The sequence below is a fragment of the Mesorhizobium sp. WSM4871 genome, from assembly GCF_055811295.1.
Map to the genome: position 1 here is coordinate 116231 of NZ_JBVVPU010000003.1, position 21435 is coordinate 137665.

The 21435-nt window shown below is 63.2% G+C and carries 21 protein-coding genes and 1 other RNA gene; 13 read left to right on the plus strand and 9 right to left on the minus strand.

Features of this window, described 5'->3' with window-relative positions; translation table 11 throughout:
* Nucleotides 1-66: 66 nt before the first annotated feature.
* Nucleotides 67-1041, minus strand: a complete 975-nt coding sequence (locus AC0L2H_RS07200) for a Dyp-type peroxidase (protein ID WP_473589577.1) — start codon at nucleotides 1039-1041, stop codon at nucleotides 67-69.
* Nucleotides 1042-1263: 222 nt separating this feature from the next.
* On the opposite strand from AC0L2H_RS07200, the gene AC0L2H_RS07205 reads away from it, so the two are divergent.
* On the plus strand, nucleotides 1264-5334 hold the full coding sequence (locus AC0L2H_RS07205; RefSeq protein ID WP_473589579.1) for an AsmA family protein: 4071 nt from the start codon (nucleotides 1264-1266) through the stop codon (nucleotides 5332-5334).
* 7 nt (nucleotides 5335-5341) lie between these two features.
* Here the strand turns inward: AC0L2H_RS07205 and AC0L2H_RS07210 are convergent, their stop codons facing one another.
* The 4 genes from AC0L2H_RS07210 to AC0L2H_RS07225 form a co-directional block, all read right to left on the minus strand.
* The gene (locus AC0L2H_RS07210; protein ID WP_473589580.1) at nucleotides 5342-5572 is read right to left on the minus strand and encodes a ribbon-helix-helix domain-containing protein; all 231 of its coding nucleotides are present in this window, start codon (nucleotides 5570-5572) and stop codon (nucleotides 5342-5344) included.
* A gap of 11 nt (nucleotides 5573-5583) precedes the next feature.
* A complete protein-coding gene (locus AC0L2H_RS07215) occupies nucleotides 5584-5829 on the minus strand; it encodes a DUF4169 family protein (protein WP_473589581.1) in 246 nt (81 codons plus the stop codon).
* Nucleotides 5830-5847: 18 nt separating this feature from the next.
* Complete coding sequence (locus AC0L2H_RS07220; protein WP_473589582.1) at nucleotides 5848-6375, minus strand: SspB family protein; 528 nt, start codon at nucleotides 6373-6375, stop codon at nucleotides 5848-5850.
* Nucleotides 6376-6548: 173 nt separating this feature from the next.
* The gene (locus tag AC0L2H_RS07225; protein WP_473589583.1) at nucleotides 6549-7238 is read right to left on the minus strand and encodes a TetR/AcrR family transcriptional regulator; all 690 of its coding nucleotides are present in this window, start codon (nucleotides 7236-7238) and stop codon (nucleotides 6549-6551) included.
* 186 nt (nucleotides 7239-7424) lie between these two features.
* Here AC0L2H_RS07225 and AC0L2H_RS07230 point away from each other — a divergent pair, with 186 nt between their 5' ends.
* Complete coding sequence (locus AC0L2H_RS07230) at nucleotides 7425-8630, plus strand: multidrug effflux MFS transporter (protein WP_473589584.1); 1206 nt, start codon at nucleotides 7425-7427, stop codon at nucleotides 8628-8630.
* Nucleotides 8631-8674: 44 nt separating this feature from the next.
* Here the strand turns inward: AC0L2H_RS07230 and AC0L2H_RS07235 are convergent, their stop codons facing one another.
* Entirely contained in the window at nucleotides 8675-10117 is a 1443-nt protein-coding gene (locus tag AC0L2H_RS07235; RefSeq protein WP_473589913.1) for an MFS transporter, read from the minus strand.
* Between the two features lie 186 nt (nucleotides 10118-10303).
* On the opposite strand from AC0L2H_RS07235, the gene AC0L2H_RS07240 reads away from it, so the two are divergent.
* Nucleotides 10304-11200, plus strand: coding sequence for a LysR family transcriptional regulator (locus tag AC0L2H_RS07240; protein ID WP_473589585.1), 897 nt, complete (start codon nucleotides 10304-10306; stop codon nucleotides 11198-11200).
* 127 nt (nucleotides 11201-11327) lie between these two features.
* Nucleotides 11328-12395 (plus strand): D-alanine--D-alanine ligase family protein, encoded by a 1068-nt coding sequence (locus tag AC0L2H_RS07245; RefSeq protein WP_473589586.1) that lies wholly within the window; start codon nucleotides 11328-11330, stop codon nucleotides 12393-12395.
* Nucleotides 12396-12401: 6 nt separating this feature from the next.
* Here AC0L2H_RS07245 and AC0L2H_RS07250 read toward each other — a convergent pair whose 3' ends face one another.
* Nucleotides 12402-12950, minus strand: a complete 549-nt coding sequence (locus AC0L2H_RS07250) for an AAA family ATPase (RefSeq protein ID WP_473589587.1) — start codon at nucleotides 12948-12950, stop codon at nucleotides 12402-12404.
* Nucleotides 12951-13076: 126 nt separating this feature from the next.
* Nucleotides 13077-13435: a transfer-messenger RNA gene (ssrA, locus tag AC0L2H_RS07255) on the minus strand.
* A gap of 169 nt (nucleotides 13436-13604) precedes the next feature.
* On the opposite strand from ssrA, the gene AC0L2H_RS07260 reads away from it, so the two are divergent.
* The 7 genes from AC0L2H_RS07260 to AC0L2H_RS07290 all read left to right on the plus strand — a co-directional run bounded on the left by AC0L2H_RS07260 (nucleotide 13605) and on the right by AC0L2H_RS07290 (nucleotide 18974).
* Nucleotides 13605-13916, plus strand: a complete 312-nt coding sequence (locus tag AC0L2H_RS07260; RefSeq protein WP_473589588.1) for a DUF2853 family protein — start codon at nucleotides 13605-13607, stop codon at nucleotides 13914-13916.
* 319 nt (nucleotides 13917-14235) lie between these two features.
* Complete coding sequence (locus AC0L2H_RS07265) at nucleotides 14236-15030, plus strand: thymidylate synthase (RefSeq protein WP_473589589.1); 795 nt, start codon at nucleotides 14236-14238, stop codon at nucleotides 15028-15030.
* A 115-nt stretch (nucleotides 15031-15145) separates the two neighbouring features.
* On the plus strand, nucleotides 15146-15577 hold the full coding sequence (locus tag AC0L2H_RS07270; RefSeq protein WP_473589590.1) for a DUF6841 family protein: 432 nt from the start codon (nucleotides 15146-15148) through the stop codon (nucleotides 15575-15577).
* A gap of 321 nt (nucleotides 15578-15898) precedes the next feature.
* Nucleotides 15899-16693 carry a molybdate ABC transporter substrate-binding protein gene (gene modA, locus AC0L2H_RS07275; RefSeq protein ID WP_473589914.1) on the plus strand — a complete coding sequence of 265 codons (795 nt, stop codon included), beginning with the start codon at nucleotides 15899-15901 and terminating at the stop codon, nucleotides 16691-16693.
* A gap of 16 nt (nucleotides 16694-16709) precedes the next feature.
* Entirely contained in the window at nucleotides 16710-17414 is a 705-nt protein-coding gene (gene modB, locus AC0L2H_RS07280; RefSeq protein WP_473589591.1) for a molybdate ABC transporter permease subunit, read from the plus strand.
* Nucleotides 17411-18523, plus strand: a complete 1113-nt coding sequence (modC, locus tag AC0L2H_RS07285; RefSeq protein ID WP_473589592.1) for a molybdenum ABC transporter ATP-binding protein — start codon at nucleotides 17411-17413, stop codon at nucleotides 18521-18523. The genes modB and modC overlap by 4 nt, the downstream gene beginning before the upstream one ends.
* A gap of 109 nt (nucleotides 18524-18632) precedes the next feature.
* Nucleotides 18633-18974 (plus strand): winged helix-turn-helix domain-containing protein, encoded by a 342-nt coding sequence (locus AC0L2H_RS07290; RefSeq protein ID WP_473589593.1) that lies wholly within the window; start codon nucleotides 18633-18635, stop codon nucleotides 18972-18974.
* A gap of 6 nt (nucleotides 18975-18980) precedes the next feature.
* Here the strand turns inward: AC0L2H_RS07290 and cobF are convergent, their stop codons facing one another.
* The gene (gene cobF, locus AC0L2H_RS07295) at nucleotides 18981-19751 is read right to left on the minus strand and encodes a precorrin-6A synthase (deacetylating) (protein WP_473589594.1); all 771 of its coding nucleotides are present in this window, start codon (nucleotides 19749-19751) and stop codon (nucleotides 18981-18983) included.
* A gap of 135 nt (nucleotides 19752-19886) precedes the next feature.
* Between cobF and AC0L2H_RS07300 the strand changes: the two genes are divergently transcribed.
* On the plus strand, nucleotides 19887-20897 hold the full coding sequence (locus tag AC0L2H_RS07300; protein ID WP_473589595.1) for a DUF4424 domain-containing protein: 1011 nt from the start codon (nucleotides 19887-19889) through the stop codon (nucleotides 20895-20897).
* Complete coding sequence (locus AC0L2H_RS07305; RefSeq protein ID WP_473589596.1) at nucleotides 20897-21415, plus strand: dihydrofolate reductase; 519 nt, start codon at nucleotides 20897-20899, stop codon at nucleotides 21413-21415. Before AC0L2H_RS07300 ends, AC0L2H_RS07305 begins: the two co-directional genes overlap by 1 nt.
* Nucleotides 21416-21435: the final 20 nt, after the last annotated feature.

Sequence of the window (21435 nt, forward strand, 5' to 3'; positions counted from 1 at the left end):
CCCCCGTCACTATACGGGGAGAGGATGCCGGCAGGCATGTGAGGGGCGGCGCCAACACGACGCCCTTCAAGGCTTTTCCTGCACGCCCTCGACAAGTGTTTGCAGCATGGGGCGGGTTGGGGCGAAGAATGTCGTGCCGGTATGCGGCGTGGAGACATCGAGCAGCCGGTCGTAAGCGCCCGGCGGGTCGCCGACATACATTCGCTGCAGCATCTTCTCGATCACCCAGAGATAGCGGGAATAACCGATAAAGTAGGTTCCGAACTCGTTTTTCCCGGGCCGGCCGAAGGGCATGTTGTCGCGCAGTATGTCGTATTCGTTGCCATCGGCATCCTCTATGGTGGCCAGCGACTTGTGCGATTTGCGCGGAGCGTCGTCATCGTCGATCTCGATATTGTCGATCTTGGTGCGACCGATGATCTCCTCCTGGAGCGGCGTTGGAATTCGCGCCCAGGCAGCAAGATCGTGCAAATATTTCTGCACGACGACATAGCTGCCGCCGGCGAAGTCGGCATCTTCATCGCCGACAAGTGCTGAGGCAGGCAGATCGAGGCCGGTCGGGTTGGCCGTGCCATCGACGAAGCCGAGCAGGTCACGCGCATCGAAATAGCGAAAGCCGGAGACCTCGTCGACGACAGTTACGCTCTCGCCAAGACTGCCGAGCAGAATCCGCTCGAACTCAAAGCACATGTCGGGGCGTTCGGACCGGATGTGGAAGAGAAGGTCGCCGGGTGTCGACGGCGCCGAGTGAACCGCGCCCTTGATCGCCGCGAACGGTCTCAACTCCAGCGGCCGCCGGTCTGGACAGAGACGATCCCAGAGGTCGCGGCCGATCCCGGCAATGCATGACAGCCGGCCGGAAAGGTCGCGGAAGCCGACGCTCTTGACGAGATCGTCGAGCCCGCCGAGCACCGAGGCGACCTTGGCGAGAGCGGCCGGCTCACTGGCGACGGTGACGACCAGGAACACCGCCGAAAGCGACAGCGGAGCGTCGACGCTCTGCGCATCGATCGGCACACGGTCCCAATTTTTCCCCGACATGCGAAAGTCTCCGCTTTTTCCAGGTTTTGTTTCAGACGGTCACGAACCGGAGACATCGCGAGAAGAGAACGAGTCCGCTCAAGACAGGATATCGCGACCGCCCGGGATCAGGCAACAGCGGATGGCGTCATCGCCTTGCCGACGACACGATCGAATTGCCTCTTTATCGACACGCTGATGCGGGTAGAGTGCGGCTGACTTTCAATCGATGCTTGGGGATTGATGCTCGCACGCCTGTTCGTGATCTTCGGTGGCCTTTTCGTGCTGGTGCTGTGCGCGGCGCTGGTGGTGCCGTATTTCATCGACTGGACGGGCTACCGCGCCGACTTCGAGCGTGAGGCGAGCGCCATTCTGGGCCGCAAGGTAACCGTGCAGGGCGATGCCACGGCGAGGCTGCTGCCGTTTCCCTCGGTGACCTTTTCGAACGTAACCGTCGCCGGCGGCGCCGGCGGCCAGCCGGCGATGACCGTCGAGACCTTTTCGATGGACGCCGAACTTGCGCCCTTCCTGCGCGGCGAGGTGCTGATCTTCGACATGCGGCTGGTCAGGCCGAAGGCGACGATCGACATTGCCCAGAACGGAACCGTCGATTGGGCGATGCGGCCATCCTCGCCCTTCGATCCCAGCCAGATCTCGATCGAGAAGCTGACGATAACCGAGGGGCAGATCGCGCTCAGCCATGCCGCCGGCGGGCGCAGCCATCTCATTTCCGAGATCAACTCGACGATCTCGGCCAAGTCGCTGGCCGGGCCATGGCGATTGGACGGGTCAATGCGGCTCGACGGTTTGCGCACCAATGTCGCCGCCTCCACCGGCAAGGCCGGCGCGAATGGAGAGATGCGGCTCCGGCTCAGGGCCAATCCGAATGCCTATCCACTGGTCATCGAAACCGACGGCAATGCGGGCATCGTCGAGGGCGCCGCAGTCTATTCGGGCCAGTTCAAGATCTCAGGCGCCGACAAGAATGGTGCCGACAAGAATGGCGCCGATCAGAATTCAGCCGAGTTGCGCGGAACCGACGGCGAAACGGTAAAGGTCAGCGCGGGGGAACCCGATCCGGGATTCAGGCTGAACGGCAATTTCTCGCTCGACCACCAGAAGCTCGGCGTCGACGAATTCCGCTTCGAGACCGGGCCGCTCGACAATCCCTATACCGCCGACGGCAAGGCTTCGGTCGATCTCGGCCTGAAGCCGAGTTTTGCGATCGAGGCCAACGGCGCGCAGGTGCAGTTCGATGAGGCCGTGGGCGCTGGGGGTGGCGCCGGCCTGACGTTGGATCAGCGCATTGCCGGGCTGGAGCAGGCGCTGCTCGGCTTGCCGAAACCGACCATACCGGGCACCGTCGAGGTCAAGTTGCCGGCTGTGGTCGCCGGCGATACGACGGTTCGCGACGTGCGCCTTTCCGCCGAGCCGACCGATGGCGGCTGGTCGGTGAAGTCGCTGGCCGCGACGCTGCCCGGCCGCGCCAGGCTGGAAGCAAACGGCATGCTCAGCGTCGAGAACCATTTCGGCTTCACCGGTTCGCTGCTTCTGGCGGTGGCGCAACCGTCAGGCTTCGCCGCCTGGCTGTCGAAGGATGTCGACGAGGCGGTCCGCCGGCTGCCGGCCGCCGGTTTCAAGGCGAATGTCGACCTGACCGAAAAGCGCCAGGCTTTCAGCGACCTCGAACTCGTCCTCGGCAAGGCGAAATTTTCCGGCCGTATCGATTCCAGCCAGCCCGACGACGCCAAGCCGTCGGTGCTGATGCGGCTCGAAGGCGGCGAACTCGATGTCGACGGCCTTGCCGCCTTCGCCTCGATCTTCATCAGCGACAAGGGCGCCAACCGGTTTTCCGACCGCGATCTCGATTTTCAGATCAAGGCGGGGCCGGTCAGCGCCGGCGGGCTGACCGCCGATACGGTCGATACCGCCTTGAGGCTGCGCGACGGGCTGCTCGAAATCGACCGGCTTTCAGTCGGTGGGCTTGCCGGCGCCTCGATCAGTGCCACTGGCCGGGTCAAGGATTTCCCGCAGAGCCCGACCGGCAAGCTTGACGCGTCGGTGGTTGCCGTCGACCTCAAGCCGCTGATCGACGTGGCGGCGCAGCACTATCCGGACAATGCCATACTGGCAGGGCTGAAGACCCGCGCAGCGGCCTATCCCGAGCTGTTCCAGGATGCGCGCATCGATCTGGTATCGAGTGCCGCCGACAATGGCGACGGCACCACAGGGCTGGCGGTGAGCGCGCAAGGAAAGGCCGGCGGCTCGGCCTTCTCGGCATCGCTGTCCGGCAAGGGCGCGGCCGACCGGCTGCTCGAGGCGCCGCTGACGCTGACCTTCAATGCCAGGAATCCCGACGCGACAGCGCTTCTGGCGTTTTACGGCCTGCCTGCACTGCCGCTCGGCATGCTCGGCGAGGCGACAACCGATGTCTCGGCGAAGGGCACTTTTGGCGGCGGCATGGCGACGAGTTTCAGCCTCGCCGGCAACGACTTCAAGGCCGGTTTCGACGGGACGGTGGCCGAGACGCCGCAAGGCCCCACCGCCAAGGGCAAAGTCAGCCTCGAGGCCACCGACATCGAGCCATGGCTGATGACGACCGGCGTCGGCATGCCGGGCATGGGGGCAGGCATGTCGACCTCGCTTGCGGCCGATGCCGATTACGGCAACGGGCTCCTGGTGCTGAGCGGCCTCAGCGGCGCCATCAACGAGGCGGCGGTTTCCGGCGACGTCAATGTCGATACCAAGGATGGATTGCCGCATCTTGCCGGCGCTTTGGCGCTCGACGAACTGGATCTCGATCCGATGGCGGTGATGCTGTTCGGCGACCAGTCTTTCCTCGACACGAACGGAATCTGGCCGACCGCCCCGTTCAGCCAGAAATCCAGCCTGCCGTTCACCGCGGACCTCGACCTGACCACGGCGGCGCTGGCTGCCGGCCCGCTGGCTACGGCCTATGACGCGAAGCTGTCGCTGAAGCTCGACCAGGAAGGCATCCGTGTGTCGGACCTCAAGGCAAAGCTCTTCGGCGGCACGCTTACCGGGCTGTTCGAGCTGAAGAACAATGAAGGCACCGGGCTGTTTTCCGGCCAGATGAAACTTGCCGGCACCGATCTGTCCACCGTATTGCCGGAGGCCGGCATCAGCGGCAACGGCGATTTCTCGACGGCGCTTTCGACCAGCGGCAAATCGGTCGATGCAATGATTGCGGCGCTGTCCGGATCGGGCACCGCGGCGCTGAAGGGCTTGACCATTGCCGGCGTCAATCCGGGTGCTTTTGGCGCCTTCATCGCCAAGGCCGATGCGATCGGGCGCGACATCGACGCGGCCAAGACCGCCGACTTCGCGCCGCAGATTGCCGCGGACGGCAGTTTTCCGGCTGGGGATACGGACATCGCCTTCACCGTGGCCGGCGGCACGCTGAGGGCGCCGCCGGTCAATTTCGACAATCCGGCGGCGACCTTGTCCGCCGACATCACCGCGGACCTGAACACCAGCACGGTCGCCGCCAACGGCTCGATCACCTATCGGCCGGGCGACGAGGCGCTGGTCGGTTCCGAACCGACCCTGAATTTCATCGTCGACGGACCATTCAGCTCTCCAAAACGGCAATTCGACAGCGAGCCGCTGGCGCAGTTCCTGACCCAGCGCGCGCTGGAAAAAGAGCAGCAGCGGGTCGAGGCGATGCAGGCGGCACTGCTTGAGAAACAGCGGCTGCGGCGCGAGGTGCGTTATTACGCGGCCCTGCAGACCGAGCGCGAGAGGGCAGCCGAGGAATTGCGCAAGCAGGAAGAAGCAGCGCGGCTGCAAGCCGAGGCTGATGCCAGGGCGAAGGCCGAAGCCGAGGCGCAGGCCCAGGCCGAAGCGGAAGCCAAGGCCAGGGCGGACGCCGAGGCGAAGGCCAAGGCCGAGCAACAGGCCGCCGAGGAGGCGGAAGCGAAGGCCAAGGCGGACGCCGAAGCCAAAGCCAAGACAGACGCCGAAGCCAAGGCAAAGGCAGAAGAGGAAGCGCAGGCGAAGGCCAAGAAAGAGGCCGAAACCAAGGCCGAGGCCGAGCGAAGGGCCGCCGAGGCAGCCAGGAAGGCACAAGTCGAAGAGGAAGAGCGCCAGAAAGCGGAGGAGGCGATGCGGATCGCCTCCGAGGAAAAAGCCAAGCTCGACGCCGAGCGCAAAGCCGCGGCAGAGGCGCCGGAGGTGGAGCGCGCACCGCAACCGCCAGCCAACGACAACCCGCCGCCGGCCGACGCCACGCCGAAACCGCAGCTTAAGCCGTCTTCGATCGAAAATTTGCTGAAGTCGTTGGGAGGTGGATAGCCGGGGTCTACGAAGAACCCTTCATGCCCCGCTTGGCCCAGTCCAGGACGTGGAGCCTGAGCGCCGACGACAGGTTGGCGTCGCGGGGGCGGGTTTCATCGATTTCGGCGACCAGCGCGGCAAGCGTCAGTTTTCGTTCAGCGGCAATGGCGACGAGATCGTCATAGAAGGGCTTTTCGAGGGAATAGCTGGTGCGATGGCCGCGAATGGTCACCGAGCGTTTTTCGACCGGGCTCATTTCACTTCATTTCAGGCATCGGATTCATCCGAAAATCGCCGCGCATTTTTCGGTCCGATGTTCTGGTCGCCCGGTTCGCCTGGCTTTTCGCGGCGATGGCCTGAAACGACCTTCTCGCTCTTGTCGGCGGCTAGCCGGTCACGCTCCCGCTCGGTCCTGGAGCGGCCATGCAGCGCCCGGTTCTGTTCGGCCAGGCGCTCCTTTTCGGCGCGCGCCTTCTGTTTGCGGGCATGGCGGAGATTGACGATGTCGGCCATCTCGCGCCGCCCGTTGGGTTATTTCTTGCGGAAGGCGTCGAGGGACACCACGTCGGCGCCCTTGGCCGCGGCGTCGGCCGCGGCAGGCTTCTTTTCGGCCTCGGTGGCCTTCTTCTTGGTTTCCGGCTTCTTCTCGGCGACGATGGCCAGAGGCTCGGAAGGCTGGGTGGCTTCGTCCTCCGAAGTTTCCGTCTTCACGTCGAATTCAAGCTCGAAATTGACGGACGGGTCATAAAAGCCGCGTACGGCCGAGAACGGGATTTCCAGCTTTTCCGGCACGTCGGAGAAGGACAGCCCGACCTCGAAGCCGGTGTCGGTGACCTTCAGGTCCCAATACTGGAACTGGATGACGATGGTCATCTGTTCGGGATAGCGCTCGCGCAGCCGCGAAGACACGCGCACGCCCGGCGCGCCGGTCAGGAAGGTGATGAAGAAATGATGGTTGCCGGGGAGGCCGGTACGCGCGACCTCGGCCAGGACTTTGCGCATGACGCCGCGCAATGCCTCCTGGGCCAGAATGTCGTAGCGGATGTGGTCGTCGGCCATATGCCAGTCAGGTTCCGTTGAATCGTCCGCATAGCTGTAATCAAGCTTGAGGGCGGCGTAAACCGGATATAGAGGCCGAGCGTGCAGATGCGAGGCAACGATGCCCGAGATTTGATCGCTTTATTTCATGCATGCCGTGGTTTCAAACCGCTGCGCGCTTTGGGCGACCTGCATCAGGCGCTGGCAAGCGCGCCCTGTTTGCTCGCGTCGGCCGCAGGCTGTCGCTTGCCGAAGGCGCGCAGGAAGGTGCGCACGCCATGCGTCGCGGATTGCAGCACCTCGTCTTCGTCGGGCGTGCCGCCGAGCATGAAGGTGGTCTGCAATTCGGCATTGGCAAGCGCCATGAACTGGCGCGCCGCGACATCGGGATCGTCGATGTCGAGAAAACCGGCATGGGCGAGGCGGGCAAAGCGGGCGGCGATCGCCGGCCACGTCCTGCCCGGTCCCTGTTCGCGCCATTCGGCGAAGAGTTCGGGATAGCGCTCGCCCTCGGTCTGGATCAGCTTGCGCAGGAATTTTCCGTCGCGGTTGCAGATGCAGTTCTGGTTCATGCGCACGGCGAAGGCGATCAGGTCGGCCTCGAGATCCCTGGGCTGGTCGGGAAAGGTCGAAATGGTGGCGAAGATGCCGGCATTGCAGCGCTCTGTGAGATCGCGGACGATGGCGACGAAGAGTTTCTCCTTGTCGCCATGGTGATTATAGATCGTCTGGCGCGACACGCCGGCTTCGGCGGCGATCATGTCGATATTGGCGCCGGCGAAGCTCTCGCGGCAGAACACCTCACTGGCAGCATCCATGATGGAGACACGCTTGGCCTCATGGCCGCGTGACGGGATAATGTCAGGAGAAACGCCGAGCTTCATGGAAATCTATATAGAGGTGATTGACGAATTGGACAAGAGTGTCTAAATTTGTGGACATGACATAGAGAGATTTCGCTCGGCAGGGACGAAGAATTCGGTCCTGCAGGGTAGGAATTTGACGGGATGGAACGTCCTGGGGTTAGACGCCGGTCCGCGGCGGCAACCAGATTGAAAGATGCCTACACCATGAGTCCTAAATTCCTCCGCATTGCGGTCGTGCTCGGCCTGTTGTCCGCCATCGGCCCTTTCGCCATCGACATGTATCTCCCGGCATTGCCTTCGATCGGCGAGGATCTCAACGCCAGCACGGCCGCCGTGCAGATGAGCCTGCTGATCTTTTTCCTGTCCATGGGTTTCGGCCAGATCCTCGTCGGGCCGATCTCCGACATGGTCGGCCGCAAGCTGCCGCTCTATGGTGGCCTGGCGCTGTTCATGGTCGGCGGCGTCGGCTCGGCGATGGCGCCGACCATCGAATGGCTGATCGCCTTCCGTTTCCTGCAAGGGCTCGGCGCCAGCGCCGGCATGGCGGTGCCGCGCGCCATCGTGCGTGACCTGCACACCGGCACCGAGGCGGCCAAGCTGATGTCGCTGCTGATGCTGGTGTTTTCCGTGTCGCCGATCCTGGCGCCGCTGACCGGCAGCGTCATCATCGAGAATTTCGGCTGGCGCGCCGTATTCTGGACGGTGACGGGCGCGGCGGTGCTCGCCACCATCCTGCTCGCCACCTCGCTGAAGGAAACGCGGCCGGTCGAAGAGCGCGCCGGCTCCTCCTTCGGCACCGCCCTTTCAGGCTACCGCTTCCTGATGGGCGATCGCAACTTCCTTGGCCTGACGGCCATTGCCGGCTTCGGCATTGCGAGCTTCTTCGTCTATCTGTCGAGCTCGTCCTTCATCCTGATCGATCATTACGGGCTGTCGCCTTCGGTCTACAGCGTGTTCTTCTCGATCAACGCGGTTGCCTTCATCGGCATGTCGCAGCTGACCGGCCTGCTGTCGGAGCGCTTCGGGCTGCGGCGCGTGGTGCGCATCGCGGTGGTCGGCTACGCGACGACGATGGTGGTGCTGTTCGCGATCATGGCCTCCGGTGTCGACCGGCTCGACGTGATGGCGGCGCTGCTGTTCATCGGCTACGGTTTTCTCGGCCTGGTCATCCCGACGACATCGGTGCTGGCCATGGAAGAGCATGGCGAAATCGCCGGCACCGCCTCGGCGCTGATGGGCACGCTGCATTTCGCCATCGGCGCGGTCGCCATGGGTGTCGCCGGCGTGTTCTTCGACGGAACACCGCTGCCGATGGTCGCCGGCATCACGCTTTGCGCGGTGATCTCCTTCACTCTGGCCAAGGTGACGCTCGGCCGCGGACGCGAGACAGTCGAAGCGCCGGCCGAGTAACCATCGACAGATCTCAGGAAAAGGCCGGGCCAGTCCCGGCCTTTTCATGCCTGCGAACCGGTCCGCCGTGTTGCGAGGACATGGCTTGCGGCCGCGATGGCGAGTGCCGCGACAATCAGGCTTGCCGCCACGGCGAAGGTGACCCGCATGCCTGATGCAACGGCTTCGGGAGGTGCCGATGCGATGTCGGCCGTCGCCGATGCGAGCGCGAACACCGCGCCCATGACGGATGCGCCGGTGATGAGGCCGAGATTGCGCGACAGGCTGAGCATGCCGGAAACGACGCCGCGCCGGTCCGGCCCGACATCCATCATGACGGCGGTGTTGTTGGCCGCCTGGAACATCTGATAGCCGGGGGTCAGGACGATGATGGCGGCAATGTAGCCCGCAATGCCGAGAGATGCCGGAATCACGGACAGGGCGAACGAACCAGCCGCCATCAGGAGAAGTCCGGCGGCGACCATCGCCGGCGCGCCCAGACGGTCGACGATACGGCCAGCCACGACACCGCTCAGCGCGGAGACGACCGGGCCAATCGACATGGTCAGCCCAACGAGAGCCTCGTTGAGCCCGAGCGCGCGGGAAAGGTAGAACGGCACGACGACCAGCGTTGCCATCATCACCGTCGAGACCAGCGCATTCATGGCGAGGCTCGCACTCAGCACCGGATCGCGGAACATCGCCAGTCGGACGAGCGGTGATGCCGTCCTTGCCTGGGCGAACACGAAGAGGCCGACCCCGAACAGCGCAGCCAGCAACAGCGCCAGGTTGAGCGGACCGAAACTGCCGCGCCCGACCGTCATGGCGAGCGCGTAGGCGGCGAGCGTCAGGGCAAGCAGCAATGTGCCGATGGCGTCGAAGCCGGCCCGATCGGCCTTCGGCTCGACGCGACCGACCGGCAAATGGCGATGCGCGAGGTAGAAAGTCAGCATGCCCAGCGGCACCGCGACGAGAAAGATTGCCCGCCAGCCGAAGCCGGCGATCAACACGCCGCCGAGCGATGGACCGAGAGCGGTGCCGACCGCGGACATCGTTCCAAGCAGACCCATGGCGCTGCCGGTTCTTGCCTTCGGAACGGTGTCGCCGACAAAGGCGATGGTGAGGGCCATCATGATGGCCGCCCCAAGGCCCTGTACGGCCCGGGCCGCAACCAGCCACCAGAGCGTGGGTGCGACGCCGCACAGGCCGGAGGCCGCGGTGAACAGGAAGATACCGGCCAGCAGCAACCGGCGGCGGCCCGCGATGTGGCCGAGCCGCCCGACGCAGGCGAACAGTGTGGTGATCGCCAGGAGGTAAGCCAGCACGACCCACTGGACGTCCTGGAAGGAGGCATTGAACGCCAGCGCCAAATTCGGCAATCCGACATTGGCGATGCTGGTGCCGAGCGAGGACAACAGCATCGACAGCGACAGGCCGGCGAGCACCCAGGGGATGGAGGATGCTCGAACCGCATTGGCGGCTGCCGCCGCATTCTGTCCCGCGATGATTGGCTGTCCTGTAATGTTTGGGTGTCCGGCAACGATTGGCTTCAACGTGAGCTCCGTCTTCCGATGGCTCCCGAACGGAGCTGTCAGAGACGTAGTCTCTTGCGTGATATGGCGGAACACGCACTATTTGCATTCTATTCGTGCATTTGACGCCACTTTACGACCGAGCCGTGCTATATCGGGTGCATGTCGACACCCGATCTCAACCTGCTCGTCACCCTTGATGTGCTGCTTGTGGAAGGCAGCGTCGCGCGTGCGGCGCGGCGGTTGCGGCTCAGCCCCTCGGCAATGAGCCGGGCGCTGGCGCGGTTGCGCGAGACGACGGGCGATCCGCTGCTGGTCCGGGCCGGACGCGGTCTCGTTCCCACACCTCGGGCGCTCGAACTGCGCGAACGCGTCGGTCAGCTCGTCGAGGATGCGAAAGCGGCCCTGGGTCCGGCGGAGAAGCCCGATCTCAAGCAATTGACCCGAACGTTCACGCTGCGGACCCGCGAAGGCTTTGCGGAAAACTTCGGGCTGGACCTGATGGCTCGCCTCAGGGAGGAAGCGCCCGGCGTGCGGCTGCGCTTTGTGCTGAAGTCGGACAAGGACAGCGCGCCGCTGCGTGAGGGGAGCATCGATCTGGAGACGGGCGTCGTGGGAGGCGCCACGGGTCCGGAGCTGCGCACGCAGGCATTGTTCAGGGATCGTTTCGTCGGTGTCGTGCGAATGGGGCATGCGTTGAGCCAAGGCGAAATCACACCCGCTCGTTATGCTGATAGCAAGCACATCGGCGTCTCGCGGCGAGGGCTCGACAGGGGACCGGTCGATGATGCCCTGGAACCGTTCGGATTGAAGCGGGACATCGTCATGGTCGTCGGCGGCTTCTCGACCGCGCTGGCCCTGGCCCGGGCGTCGGATCTGATTGCCACCGTTCCCGAGCGATACACCGGCAATCTGCGCGCCGGAATGCATAATTTTGCCGTTCCGGTCGCTATACCTGAGGTCACGATTTCATTGCTCTGGCACCCGCGGCTCGACGCCGATCCGGTGCATCGCTGGCTGCGGGGGTGCGTGCGGGAGGTTTGCGACGCGGCTGGCTGAGGTTTTTGCACTGCCGCTTGGACCGGCCCGCTTGAATGAGCGGTTGAATCTCGTATACGAGTATACTGATATCCATCCGAGGCGCCGCTGTCGGCTTTTTTAGCACCAGCCCATTTGGGAGACATTGATGGCCGCGAACAGACTGCGCATTGCCGTGCTCTTTGGCGGGCGCTCCGCCGAGCATGAGGTTTCCGTGCTTTCGGCAACCAATGTCATGCGCGCGCTGGAGCCCGCCAGATATGATGTGGTGCCGGTCTTCGTCACCCGCGAGGGGCAATGGCTGCTGAGCAGCTTCGAGGGTGGAGTGCTGGCAAAGCCGCCGGCGGAAACGGAGGTGTGCCTCGTACCGGGCGGGCACGGCCGCATCCTGGCGATCCCGGCCAGTGGCGCGCCGCACGAACTGGCGAAGATCGATATCGTCTTTCCCGTTTTGCACGGCCTGCACGGCGAGGACGGTTCGGTGCAAGGGCTGGCGGAAGTGGCGCGGGTGCCGTTTGCGGGTTGCGGAATCCTCGGTTCGGCCACGGCCCTCGACAAGGAGATAGCCAAGCGCCTGCTGAAAGAGGCGGGATTGCCGACGGCCCGGTCCGTTACCATTTCGCCGGGCAATATCCCGACCTTTGCCGACCTGCGGCGCGACCTGGGGCTGCCGCTGTTCATCAAGCCCGCCCGGCAGGGCTCGTCCGTCGGCGTCAGCAAGGTCGCGACCGAGCGGGATTATGAGGCTGCGCTCGCCGAGGGCCTCAAACACGACAGCAAGCTGTTGGCCGAGGAATTCATCAGCGGCCGCGAGATTGAATGCAGCGTGCTGGAGGACACCAATGGCGGGTTGTTCGTGTCCCGTCCCGGCGAGATCGTTCCGGCCGAAAGCCACGGCTTCTACAGCTATGATGCCAAGTACATCGACGAGAATGGCGCCGCACTGAAGGTTCCGGCTGAGCTGCCGCCTGAGATCGAAGGCAAGATCCGCGAGATTGCCGCCAAGGCCTTTCGCGCCGTCGGCTGCGACGGCATGGCCCGAGTCGATTTCTTCCTGACGGCGGACATGCGATACCTCGTGAACGAGCTCAACACCATTCCCGGCTTCACCGATATCAGCATGTATGCCAAGGCGATGGCGGCGAGCGGGGTCAGCTATGCGGAGGTCATCGACGGGCTCGTGGCGCACGGGCTGGCGCGCGCCCGGCCGTTTTAACCGGATTTAGAATCCCGTCTCGGCCAGCACGAAGCGCAGCCGTGCTTCGACCGGCGCCAAGGGTAGCGGCACCAGTTCATAACCCAATTCGATATAGACCTCTGCCAGCGCATGATAGGTGCGCTCAGCCTCGTCGAGGGTCTGCTTGCGTTCGCTGTCCTGTCCGAAGATCTCCGGCCAGGGCGGGGTGATGAAGACGCGGCCGGCGTAGCGGAAGCGTTCGGCGGCATTCCTGACATGGTCTGGCGCCGGCAGGCCGGCCAGCCTGAGATAGCCAAGCGTGTCCGGCACGCCGCGGTCGAAGAAGACCGGCCCCTTCTGCTCCAGGGCAGCTTGGTAGGAGCGCAACTCCCATGACAGCATCAGTTCGGCGAACAGCGCCGGATCGTTCCAGGGCAGGGCGGGTCCGCCAATCGCCATCTGGTCGCGGATGATGCCGCGCCCGGCCTCGGGCAAGGTGGCAAAACCCGCTTTTCGCAGGGCTTCGATCAACGTGGTCTTGCCGGAACCGGGCCCGCCGGTCAGCACGAAGAATCGATCGGAATCGTTCTGCATTCTTTTGGCCATCTATTGGGACGTAGCGGCCGTGCTGCTGGCTGACGGCTTCGCGATGGCCAGCGGGCGCAACGCAGGGAATCGACCGGCAAGCCTGCCGCCGCTACAAAATAGAAAAAGGGGAGAAGTGGAGGTTTCTGTTGCCAGGTACCTCCGAACCCCGCCTAGAAGTGCGAACCCCTAGGACTTGATTTGAAGCGTTCGCACTGCATTAAGCAGCGAGACGAGCTTCCGCATAGTTGTCGTTGGCAACTATAAGTTTAGCCCGATGACGGTGGTACAATGCCGGGCAAAAGTACGATCTTTACACCTTCGTCGATCCTATTTCGCCCCCAGCAGAAGCCGCTCCTCGTCAGAGCGGTTTTTGGTGGAGGCGCCGGGTACCGCCCCCGGGTCCGAACGGCTTATTTCATCGCCTGTTTATCGCCATAGTCGGTCAAGCCGACAAAACGAATATAGGGGGCCGTCGCAAGAAATGAAAGGCCGGAAAGCCGTTTCATATCTGTGTCGAAGCGGATCATGGAGGGTTGACTTGCACGCGCACTCAACCGAAGCTTTGTCGCGGTGAGGAGTAATCGACCTAGCGCAGAGTTCGCGGCAGCGCGCCACAGCCCTCATCGACTGGATCCCGTGGCGCCGACGAGGGGAATTTTGATGTCCGATTATCTTGCAGACGTGAAGAAATACGACGCTGCGGCTAATGCCGATGCGGTCGCCAAGATCGTGAAGCATCTGGGCATCGCGCTCAGGAACCGCGATTCCTCGTTGGTCTCCTGCACGGATCCCAAGGAACTCGAGCGCGTCCGGAACAACTGGGCTGCCAAAAAGCTCGGCGTCACCGACGCCGGCAAGGCGGATGCAGCCATCGAAAAGACCTGCAAGGCAATGGCGGCCGACAACACCAAGAGCCGCGTGACCTTTTATTACCTCGTCGCCAAGGATCTGGGCAAGCTCGGCGCGCTCTGAGGTCGCATCTCAATTTGCGAATGCCAACCGAACGTCGGCGCTGCCCCTCACCTGCCTGCCGGCATCCTCTCCCCGTATAGAGACGGGGAGAGGGAAGCTGTCGCCGTTGGTTTCGCCAATCACCAACGTTGCAGGGAGAGCACCGCCGTTGCGGTCAGCACTTTCTCCCCGTCTCTATACGGGGAGAAATGCCCGGCAGGGCAATGAGGGGCGGCGCAAACGTCTGATGCTGGGGAAAGCGAAACTTGTGCCGTTCTGGTGTGTTCGGCCGGCAGTTTGGCAGCTATAATAGCTGGATAACCGAATCGAGCCGAAGCCAATGCGCCAATATCTCGACCTCTTGAATCATGTGCTGGAAAACGGCGCCGACCGCGGCGACCGCACCGGCACCGGGACACGCTCGGTGTTCGGCTACCAGATGCGCTTCGACCTGGCGCGCGGCTTTCCGGTCACCACCACCAAGAAGCTGCATCTGAAGTCGATCATATACGAGCTTTTGTGGTTCCTGGCCGGCGACACCAACATCAAGTATCTCAAAGACCACGGCGTCTCCATCTGGGACGAATGGGCCGACGAGAATGGCGATCTCGGCCCGGTCTATGGCAAGCAATGGCGCTCCTGGCCAGACGGCCATGGCGGCGCCATCGACCAGATTGCAGGCCTTCTCAAGGAGATACGCAAGAATCCTAATTCCCGCCGGCTGATCGTCTCTGCATGGAACCCGGCCGAGGTGGAGGCCATGGCGCTGCCGCCCTGCCACTGCCTGTTCCAATTCTATGTCTCGGAAGGCCGGCTCTCCTGCCAGCTCTACCAGCGTTCCGGCGACATTTTTCTCGGTATTCCCTTCAACATCGCCTCCTATGCCTTGCTGACGCTGATGGTGGCGCAGGTGACCGGGCTGAAGCCCGGCGATTTCGTTCACACGCTGGGCGACGCGCATCTTTACTCGAACCATTTCGAGCAGGCGCGCGAACAGTTGCGGCGCACGCCCAGGGCGTTGCCGACGATGTGGATCAACCCGGATGTGAAGGATCTCTTTGCCTTCCGTTTCGAGGATTTCCGGCTCGAGAACTACTTCGCCGACGCGACGATCAAGGCGCCGATCGCCGTGTGACGCTGGAGAGGGCTGCACTCCAAGCCATTGCCAACGCCAAATTGCGTGACGCCGCCCGCTGTTTCAGAGATCATCTTTTCGGTAACGCAGCATAGCTGCACCCGGGGAGGAAATCATGGAGGCCAGCGTAAGGAAGCTCTTCGAGCGATATGAAAGTTCTTTCAAAAAGGCCCTCGGCGGCGACATGGACATGGATGAGGTCGCGTCGCTATATGCTTCGGACTTCATAGCGGCCTCGCCTGCCGGGGTGATGACTGGAAAGAACGACGATCAACTCAAGCAAGTCATGGCGCAAGGTTATGCGCACTATCGGGCGATAGGGACGAAGGAGATGCGGATACGCAATGTCCGTATCTCCCCCATAGATGAACATCATTGCGTCGCCCATGTTGCCTGGACGGCAACCTATGTCCGCAAGGATCGTTCGGATGTGGTAATAGATTTCGATGTGCACTACTTCGTCCAGGAGTTGGACGGGGAGCCGAGAGTTTTCGGCTGGGTGTCAGGCGATGAGCAAGCGCTTTTGAGGAAGTACGGCATTACCTGAGGTCCGCTCGTCCTAAGCGGTGCCGACCATCACCTCCGATGCCTTGACTACGGCATAGGCCTGCTTGCCCTTTTGGGCTTGAGATCGGCAGCCGTCTCGTTACAGCGCCACGCATCCTTTCGGACGCGCAAAGGACGCAGCAAATTCATGCCGTCTTCTTCGACCTGGTCTCGCTGTATCCAATCCAATTCATCGCAGGTCGCGACGGCACCAAGATACAATGGCTGCGCTGAGCCAAAAGCCTTCCCTTGTTATGTTCATCCAGATATATCGGTTGGCAGGCTTCGAGCCGAGCGGATTTCACAGGGAGAGTTTTTCATGGTGGTGCGCAAAGGTCCTGGATTGAGGGCGATTGCGATCGGTGGTTTTGCTGCGGCACTCATGGCTGCAACGCCGGCGGCGCATGCCGAGGACAAGGTGGTGGTGTTTGCCGCGGCCAGCCTCAAGGATGGGCTCGATGCCGTCAATAAGGCCTGCGAGGCCGATGTCGGCGAAGCGGCGACCATTTCCTACGCGGCGAGCTCGGCGCTCGCCAAGCAGATCGAGGGCGGCGCGCCGACCGATGTCTTCATCTCGGCCGATCTCGACTGGATGAAATATCTCTCCGACCAGAAGCTGACCAAGCCGGACACCGAGGTGAAGCTGCTCGGCAATGAGATCGTGCTGGTGGCGCCGAAGGATTCCACTGTCGAAGCCAAGATCGAGAAGGGTTTTGATCTGGCCAGGATCATCGGCGACGGCAAGCTCGCCATGGGCGATTTCAAGGCGGTGCCGGCCGGCAAATACGGCAAGGCCGCACTTGAATCGCTCGGCGTTTGGTCCTCGGTCGAGAGCAAGGTGGCGCAGGCCGAGAATGTGCGCGCGGCGTTAAAGCTGGTCTCGACCGGCGAAGCGTCTCTCGGCATCGTCTACGCCACCGACGCGCGTGCCGAAAAGGGCGTCCAGGTGATCGGCACCTTCCCGGAGGATTCGCACCCGCCCATCATCTACCCCGTTGCCCAGACCGCCGACTCGAAGGACAAGGATACACCGGCTTTCCTGAAATGCCTGCAGTCCGCCAAAGCTGGCGCGCTTTTCAAGGAGCAGGGTTTCACCATTCTGACGCCGAGCAACTGAGGCACGAAACCGAAGCATGAACTGGCTGCTGGACCTCACTGCCGACGAATGGAATGCGGTCCGGCTGTCGATCAAGGTGGCGACCGTGGCGATGCTTTTCAGCCTGCCACCGGGCGTATTGATCGCGCTCGTTCTTGCCCGCGGAAAATTCTGGGGCAAGACGCTGCTCAACGGGCTGGTGCATCTGCCGCTGATCCTGCCGCCGGTGGTGACCGGCTATTTGCTGCTTCTGACGTTCGGCAGGCGCGGGCCGGCCGGAGCGTTCCTCGCCGAGCATTTCGGCATCGTCTTTTCGTTTCGCTGGACGGGCGCGGCTCTGGCTTGCGGTATCATGGGTTTTCCCTTGATGGTGCGAGCGATCCGGCTGTCGATCGAGGCTGTCGACCGCAGAATCGAAGCGGCGGCCGGGACGCTTGGCGCCAATCCGCTGCTCGTGTTCGCCACCATCACGCTGCCGCTGATCCTGCCGGGATTGATCGCCGGCGCGATCCTGTCCTTCGCCAAGGCGATGGGCGAGTTCGGCGCGACGATCACCTTCGTCTCCAACATCCCAAACGAAACGCAGACGCTGCCGTCGGCGATCTACACTTTTACCCAGGTACCTGGCGGCGATGAAGGCGCGCTCAGGCTGACGCTGATCTCGATCGTCATTTCGATGGCGGCCCTTGTCGCCTCGGAAGTGCTGGCGCGGCGCGTCAGCCGGCGGATGGACATCGAATGAGCGTTGTTGTCGACATCAGCCATCGGCTTGGCGATTTCGGGATCGATGCCCGTTTCGAGAGCGCAGGGCATTTGACCGCATTGTTCGGTCCCTCGGGCTCCGGCAAGACGACGCTGATCAATTTGATTGCTGGTCTGATCCGCCCCGACAAGGGGCGGATCGCGATCGACGGCCACGTGCTGGTCGATACGGCGGCGAGTATCTTCGTGCCGAAGCACAAACGCCGGATCGGCATGGTCTTCCAGGATGCACGGCTGTTCCCGCATATGAGCGTGGCGAGCAATCTGCGCTACGGCCGCTGGTTCACGCCCACGGCGGAACGCTATGCGGATTTCAATGCCGTGGTCGACTTGCTCGGCATCGGTCCGCTGCTGGAGCGGCGGCCGGCAAAGCTTTCCGGCGGCGAGAAGCAGCGCGTGGCGATCGGCCGTGCACTGCTTGCCAGCCCGAAACTGCTGCTGATGGACGAACCGCTGGCTTCGCTTGACGATGCCCGCAAGGCCGAGATCCTGCCCTATATCGAGCGGCTGCGCGACGAGACGAAGCTCCCGATCGTCTATGTCAGCCATTCCATCGCCGAAGTGGCGCGGCTGGCGAGCGACGTGGTGGTGCTGGCGCAAGGCAAGGTCGCGGCTGCCGGACCGACCGCGGCGATCATGCAGCGGCTCGATCTGTTGCCGGCGGAAGAGCGCGGCGAGGGCGGCGCCGTGCTGGATACGGCAGTGCTGCGCCATGACAAAACCTTCGCTATGAGCGTGCTCGGCTCGGCGGCGGGAGAGATCCGCGTGCCGCTTCTGGCGATGCCGGTCGGGGCGCCGGTTCGCATCCGCATCCGCGCCCGTGACGTCATGATCGCGACGGAACAGCCAAAGGGCCTCAGCGCGCTCAACATCCTGCCGGGCACGATCGTCGCGGTCGAGCCGGGCGAGGGGCCTGCGGTCGAGGTCGGCATCGACTGCAATGGCGCAACCATCCTTGCCCGTATCACCGAGCAATCGCGGCAGGCGCTGAAGCTCCGGCTCGGTCGAAAGGTGTTCGCGGTGCTCAAGACGGTAAGTTTCGACCGGGCCAATACCGGAGCCGGCCTGCCGTCGGAGGCGGATGGATGACCGGTTCATGATTTTCGCTATATTGCTTTGGAATAGCGATGTCGCCGAAGTGACATCGGTGTGGGTGCGGGCGTGAGTCTGGTGCGGGGATGATTGCTGAGGAGGAAAAATGCCGTCGCTGAGCTTGCGGATAAATCTCGATCCCGATGGCCGCGTCGGGCCGGGCAAGATCGAGCTTCTGGAGCAGATCGCCGCCTTCGGCTCGATCTCGGCCGCGGCGCGCGGCATGGATATGTCCTACAAGCATGCCTGGGACCTGGTCGAGGACATGAACCGGGTGTTCGGCAAGCCGCTGGTCGCGGCGCAGACGGGCGGCAGGAAAGGCGGTGGCGCGCAATTGACGGCGGTGGGGCTGGCCGTGGTCAGCCGCTTTCGCGCCATCGAGCGGGCGGCCAGTTCGGCGGCGGCGACGCACATGGAGGCACTGCAGGCGGAGATTGACGCGGGGTGAGGGGCCCTACTGCCCTACCTCAGGCTTTCGCAGCAGATAGGTGTCCATGATCCAGCCCTTTTTCCGGCGGGCTTCTTCGCGGACGCGCTCGATCTCGTCGCCGACATCGCCGAGGCGGCCGGAAATAACGATTTCGTCCGGCGTGCCGAGATAAGCGCCCCAATGGATCAGGGTGTTCCTGTCTTCAAGCGTGTTGAAGGCGCATTTGCCGTCCAGCATGACGACGGTGCTGCCGGCATTCTCGGGCAAGCCTTCCTCGGTCAGCCGGCGACCGGTGGTGAGCAGAACCGCGTCGCCGATACGGTTCAGCGCCATTTTATGGCTGGCGGCGAGCGCCTGGACGGCGGTGATGCCTGGAATGACCTCCAAGGCGAATTCGACATTGCCCCTGAGACGCACGCGCTCCAGGATGCGGAGCGCGCTGTCGTAGAGCGAGGGATCGCCCCAGATCAGGAAGGCGCCGCAGCCGTCTTGCGCGAGCTCGTCGCGGATCAGGCCTTCGTAGATCGCGGCGATCGCCTCATGCCAGTCGTCGACGGTCGAGCGGTAGGAGGACGTCGGCTCGGCGCGCACGGGCACGTCGAATTCGACGCGGCGTGACTTCGGATTGGTGACGAAGCGGTCGCAGATCTGGCGGCGCAATTCGGCGAGTTCGTTTTTGGCCGCGCCCTTGTCGGGAATGAACAGCACGTCGGCCCGGTTCAAGCCGTTTATGGCCTGCACGGTCATATGGTCGGGGTTGCCGGCGCCGATGCCGATGACGAGAAGCTTGCGCATGGGCGAACTCCTGCCCGATCGGCGCGTTTGTGTCCAGATAACCACGGTATCGATGCAAGCGTCCGCGGCGCACGCAAGGGCTTTGAAACGCCACATCGAACGGCTAGGGTTCGGCGACATTCAAGGGGAGCTTCGATGTTTCGATATGTTGTGACCGCAGCACTGGCGCTTTGCGCCGCGCCGGCGCTCGCCAATGATTCGATCGCTGAACTCGGCACTGGGGGGCTGATTCTGTCGCGCAGCGACGCGGTGGCGATGGAGAGCGAAGACCTCTTCATCTCGGCGGACAAGGTGACGGTCGACTATGTCTTTCGCAACAATACCGACAAGGACGTCGATGCGATCGTCGCCTTTCCGATGCCCGACATCGAAGGCAATCCAAACGAGATGCCAGCCATCCCCGACGACCAGAGCGACAATTTCCTCGGCTTCGAGGTGACGATCGACGGCGTGGCGGCAAAGCCGCAACTCGAGCAAAAGGTGTTCGCGCTCGGCATCGACATCAGTGCCGACCTCAAGGCGCAAAACGTGCCGTTCTATCCGTTCGGCGATGCCGCCGAGGCGGCGCTGGCGAAGCTGCCGCCGGCGGTCGCCGACGAGTGGGTCGACCGGGGCATCATCATCGAGGATACTTCCGACGACGGTTCGGGCATGAAGACCGTCCATCTACCGTTCTGGCAGCTGCGCTCGACCTATTGGTGGCGCTCGACCTTTCCCGCCAACAAGGCGGTCCATGTCGCCCACCATTACAAGCCGAGTGTCGGCGGCACGTCCTCGGTCAGTTTCTTCTATGATGGCAAATTCCAGGGCCAATACGGCGCTTACAAGACCCGCTATTGCATGGACGATACGTTCGAGAACGCGGTCCGCAAAGCGGCAAAGGCCGATCCCGACGGCAACCCGAAATATTTCGAAAACCGCATCGCCTATATCCTGACTACCGGCGGCAACTGGGCATCGGGCAGCATCGGCAAGTTCAAGCTGACCATCGACAAGGGCGATCCGAAAAACCTGGTCTCGTTCTGCGGCGACAATGTCAGGAAGGTCGGGCCGACCACCTTCGAAATGACGGCTGACGACTTCTACCCCGAGCGCGATATCGACATATTGCTGCTTGAGCCGTCGGACAGCGGGAATGGCGGCTGATGGACGTTGCGATCTATGTCGCCATCGCCGAGAACGGCGTGATCGGACGCGATGGCGGCTTGCCGTGGCGGCTTGCCAGCGATCTCAAGCGGTTCAAGGCCGACACGATGGGCAAACCCATCATCATGGGCCGCAAGACCTACGAAGGCATCGGCCGGCCGCTGCCGGGCAGGCTCAACATCGTCGTGACCCGCGACACGGGATGGCATGCCGAGGGCGTCGAAATCGCGCATTCGCTCGACGACGCGATCAAGCTGGCAACTATTCGTGGGCGCTGCATGGCCGGCGTCGGCGAAATCTGTGTCATCGGCGGCGGCGAGATCTATGCCCAGGCGCTGCCGCTGGCCGACCGCCTGCATGTCACGCATGTCCTGGCCGCGGTCGACGGCGACGCGCATTTCCCGACGATCGATCCGGATTTATGGCACATTGTCCGTTCCGAGGACGTTCCAGCCGGTGAAAAGGATAGCCATGCGACGCGCTATTCGGTTTACGAACGACGCCACGACGTGCATTGAGAGGCGATAAAGGCCGCGAC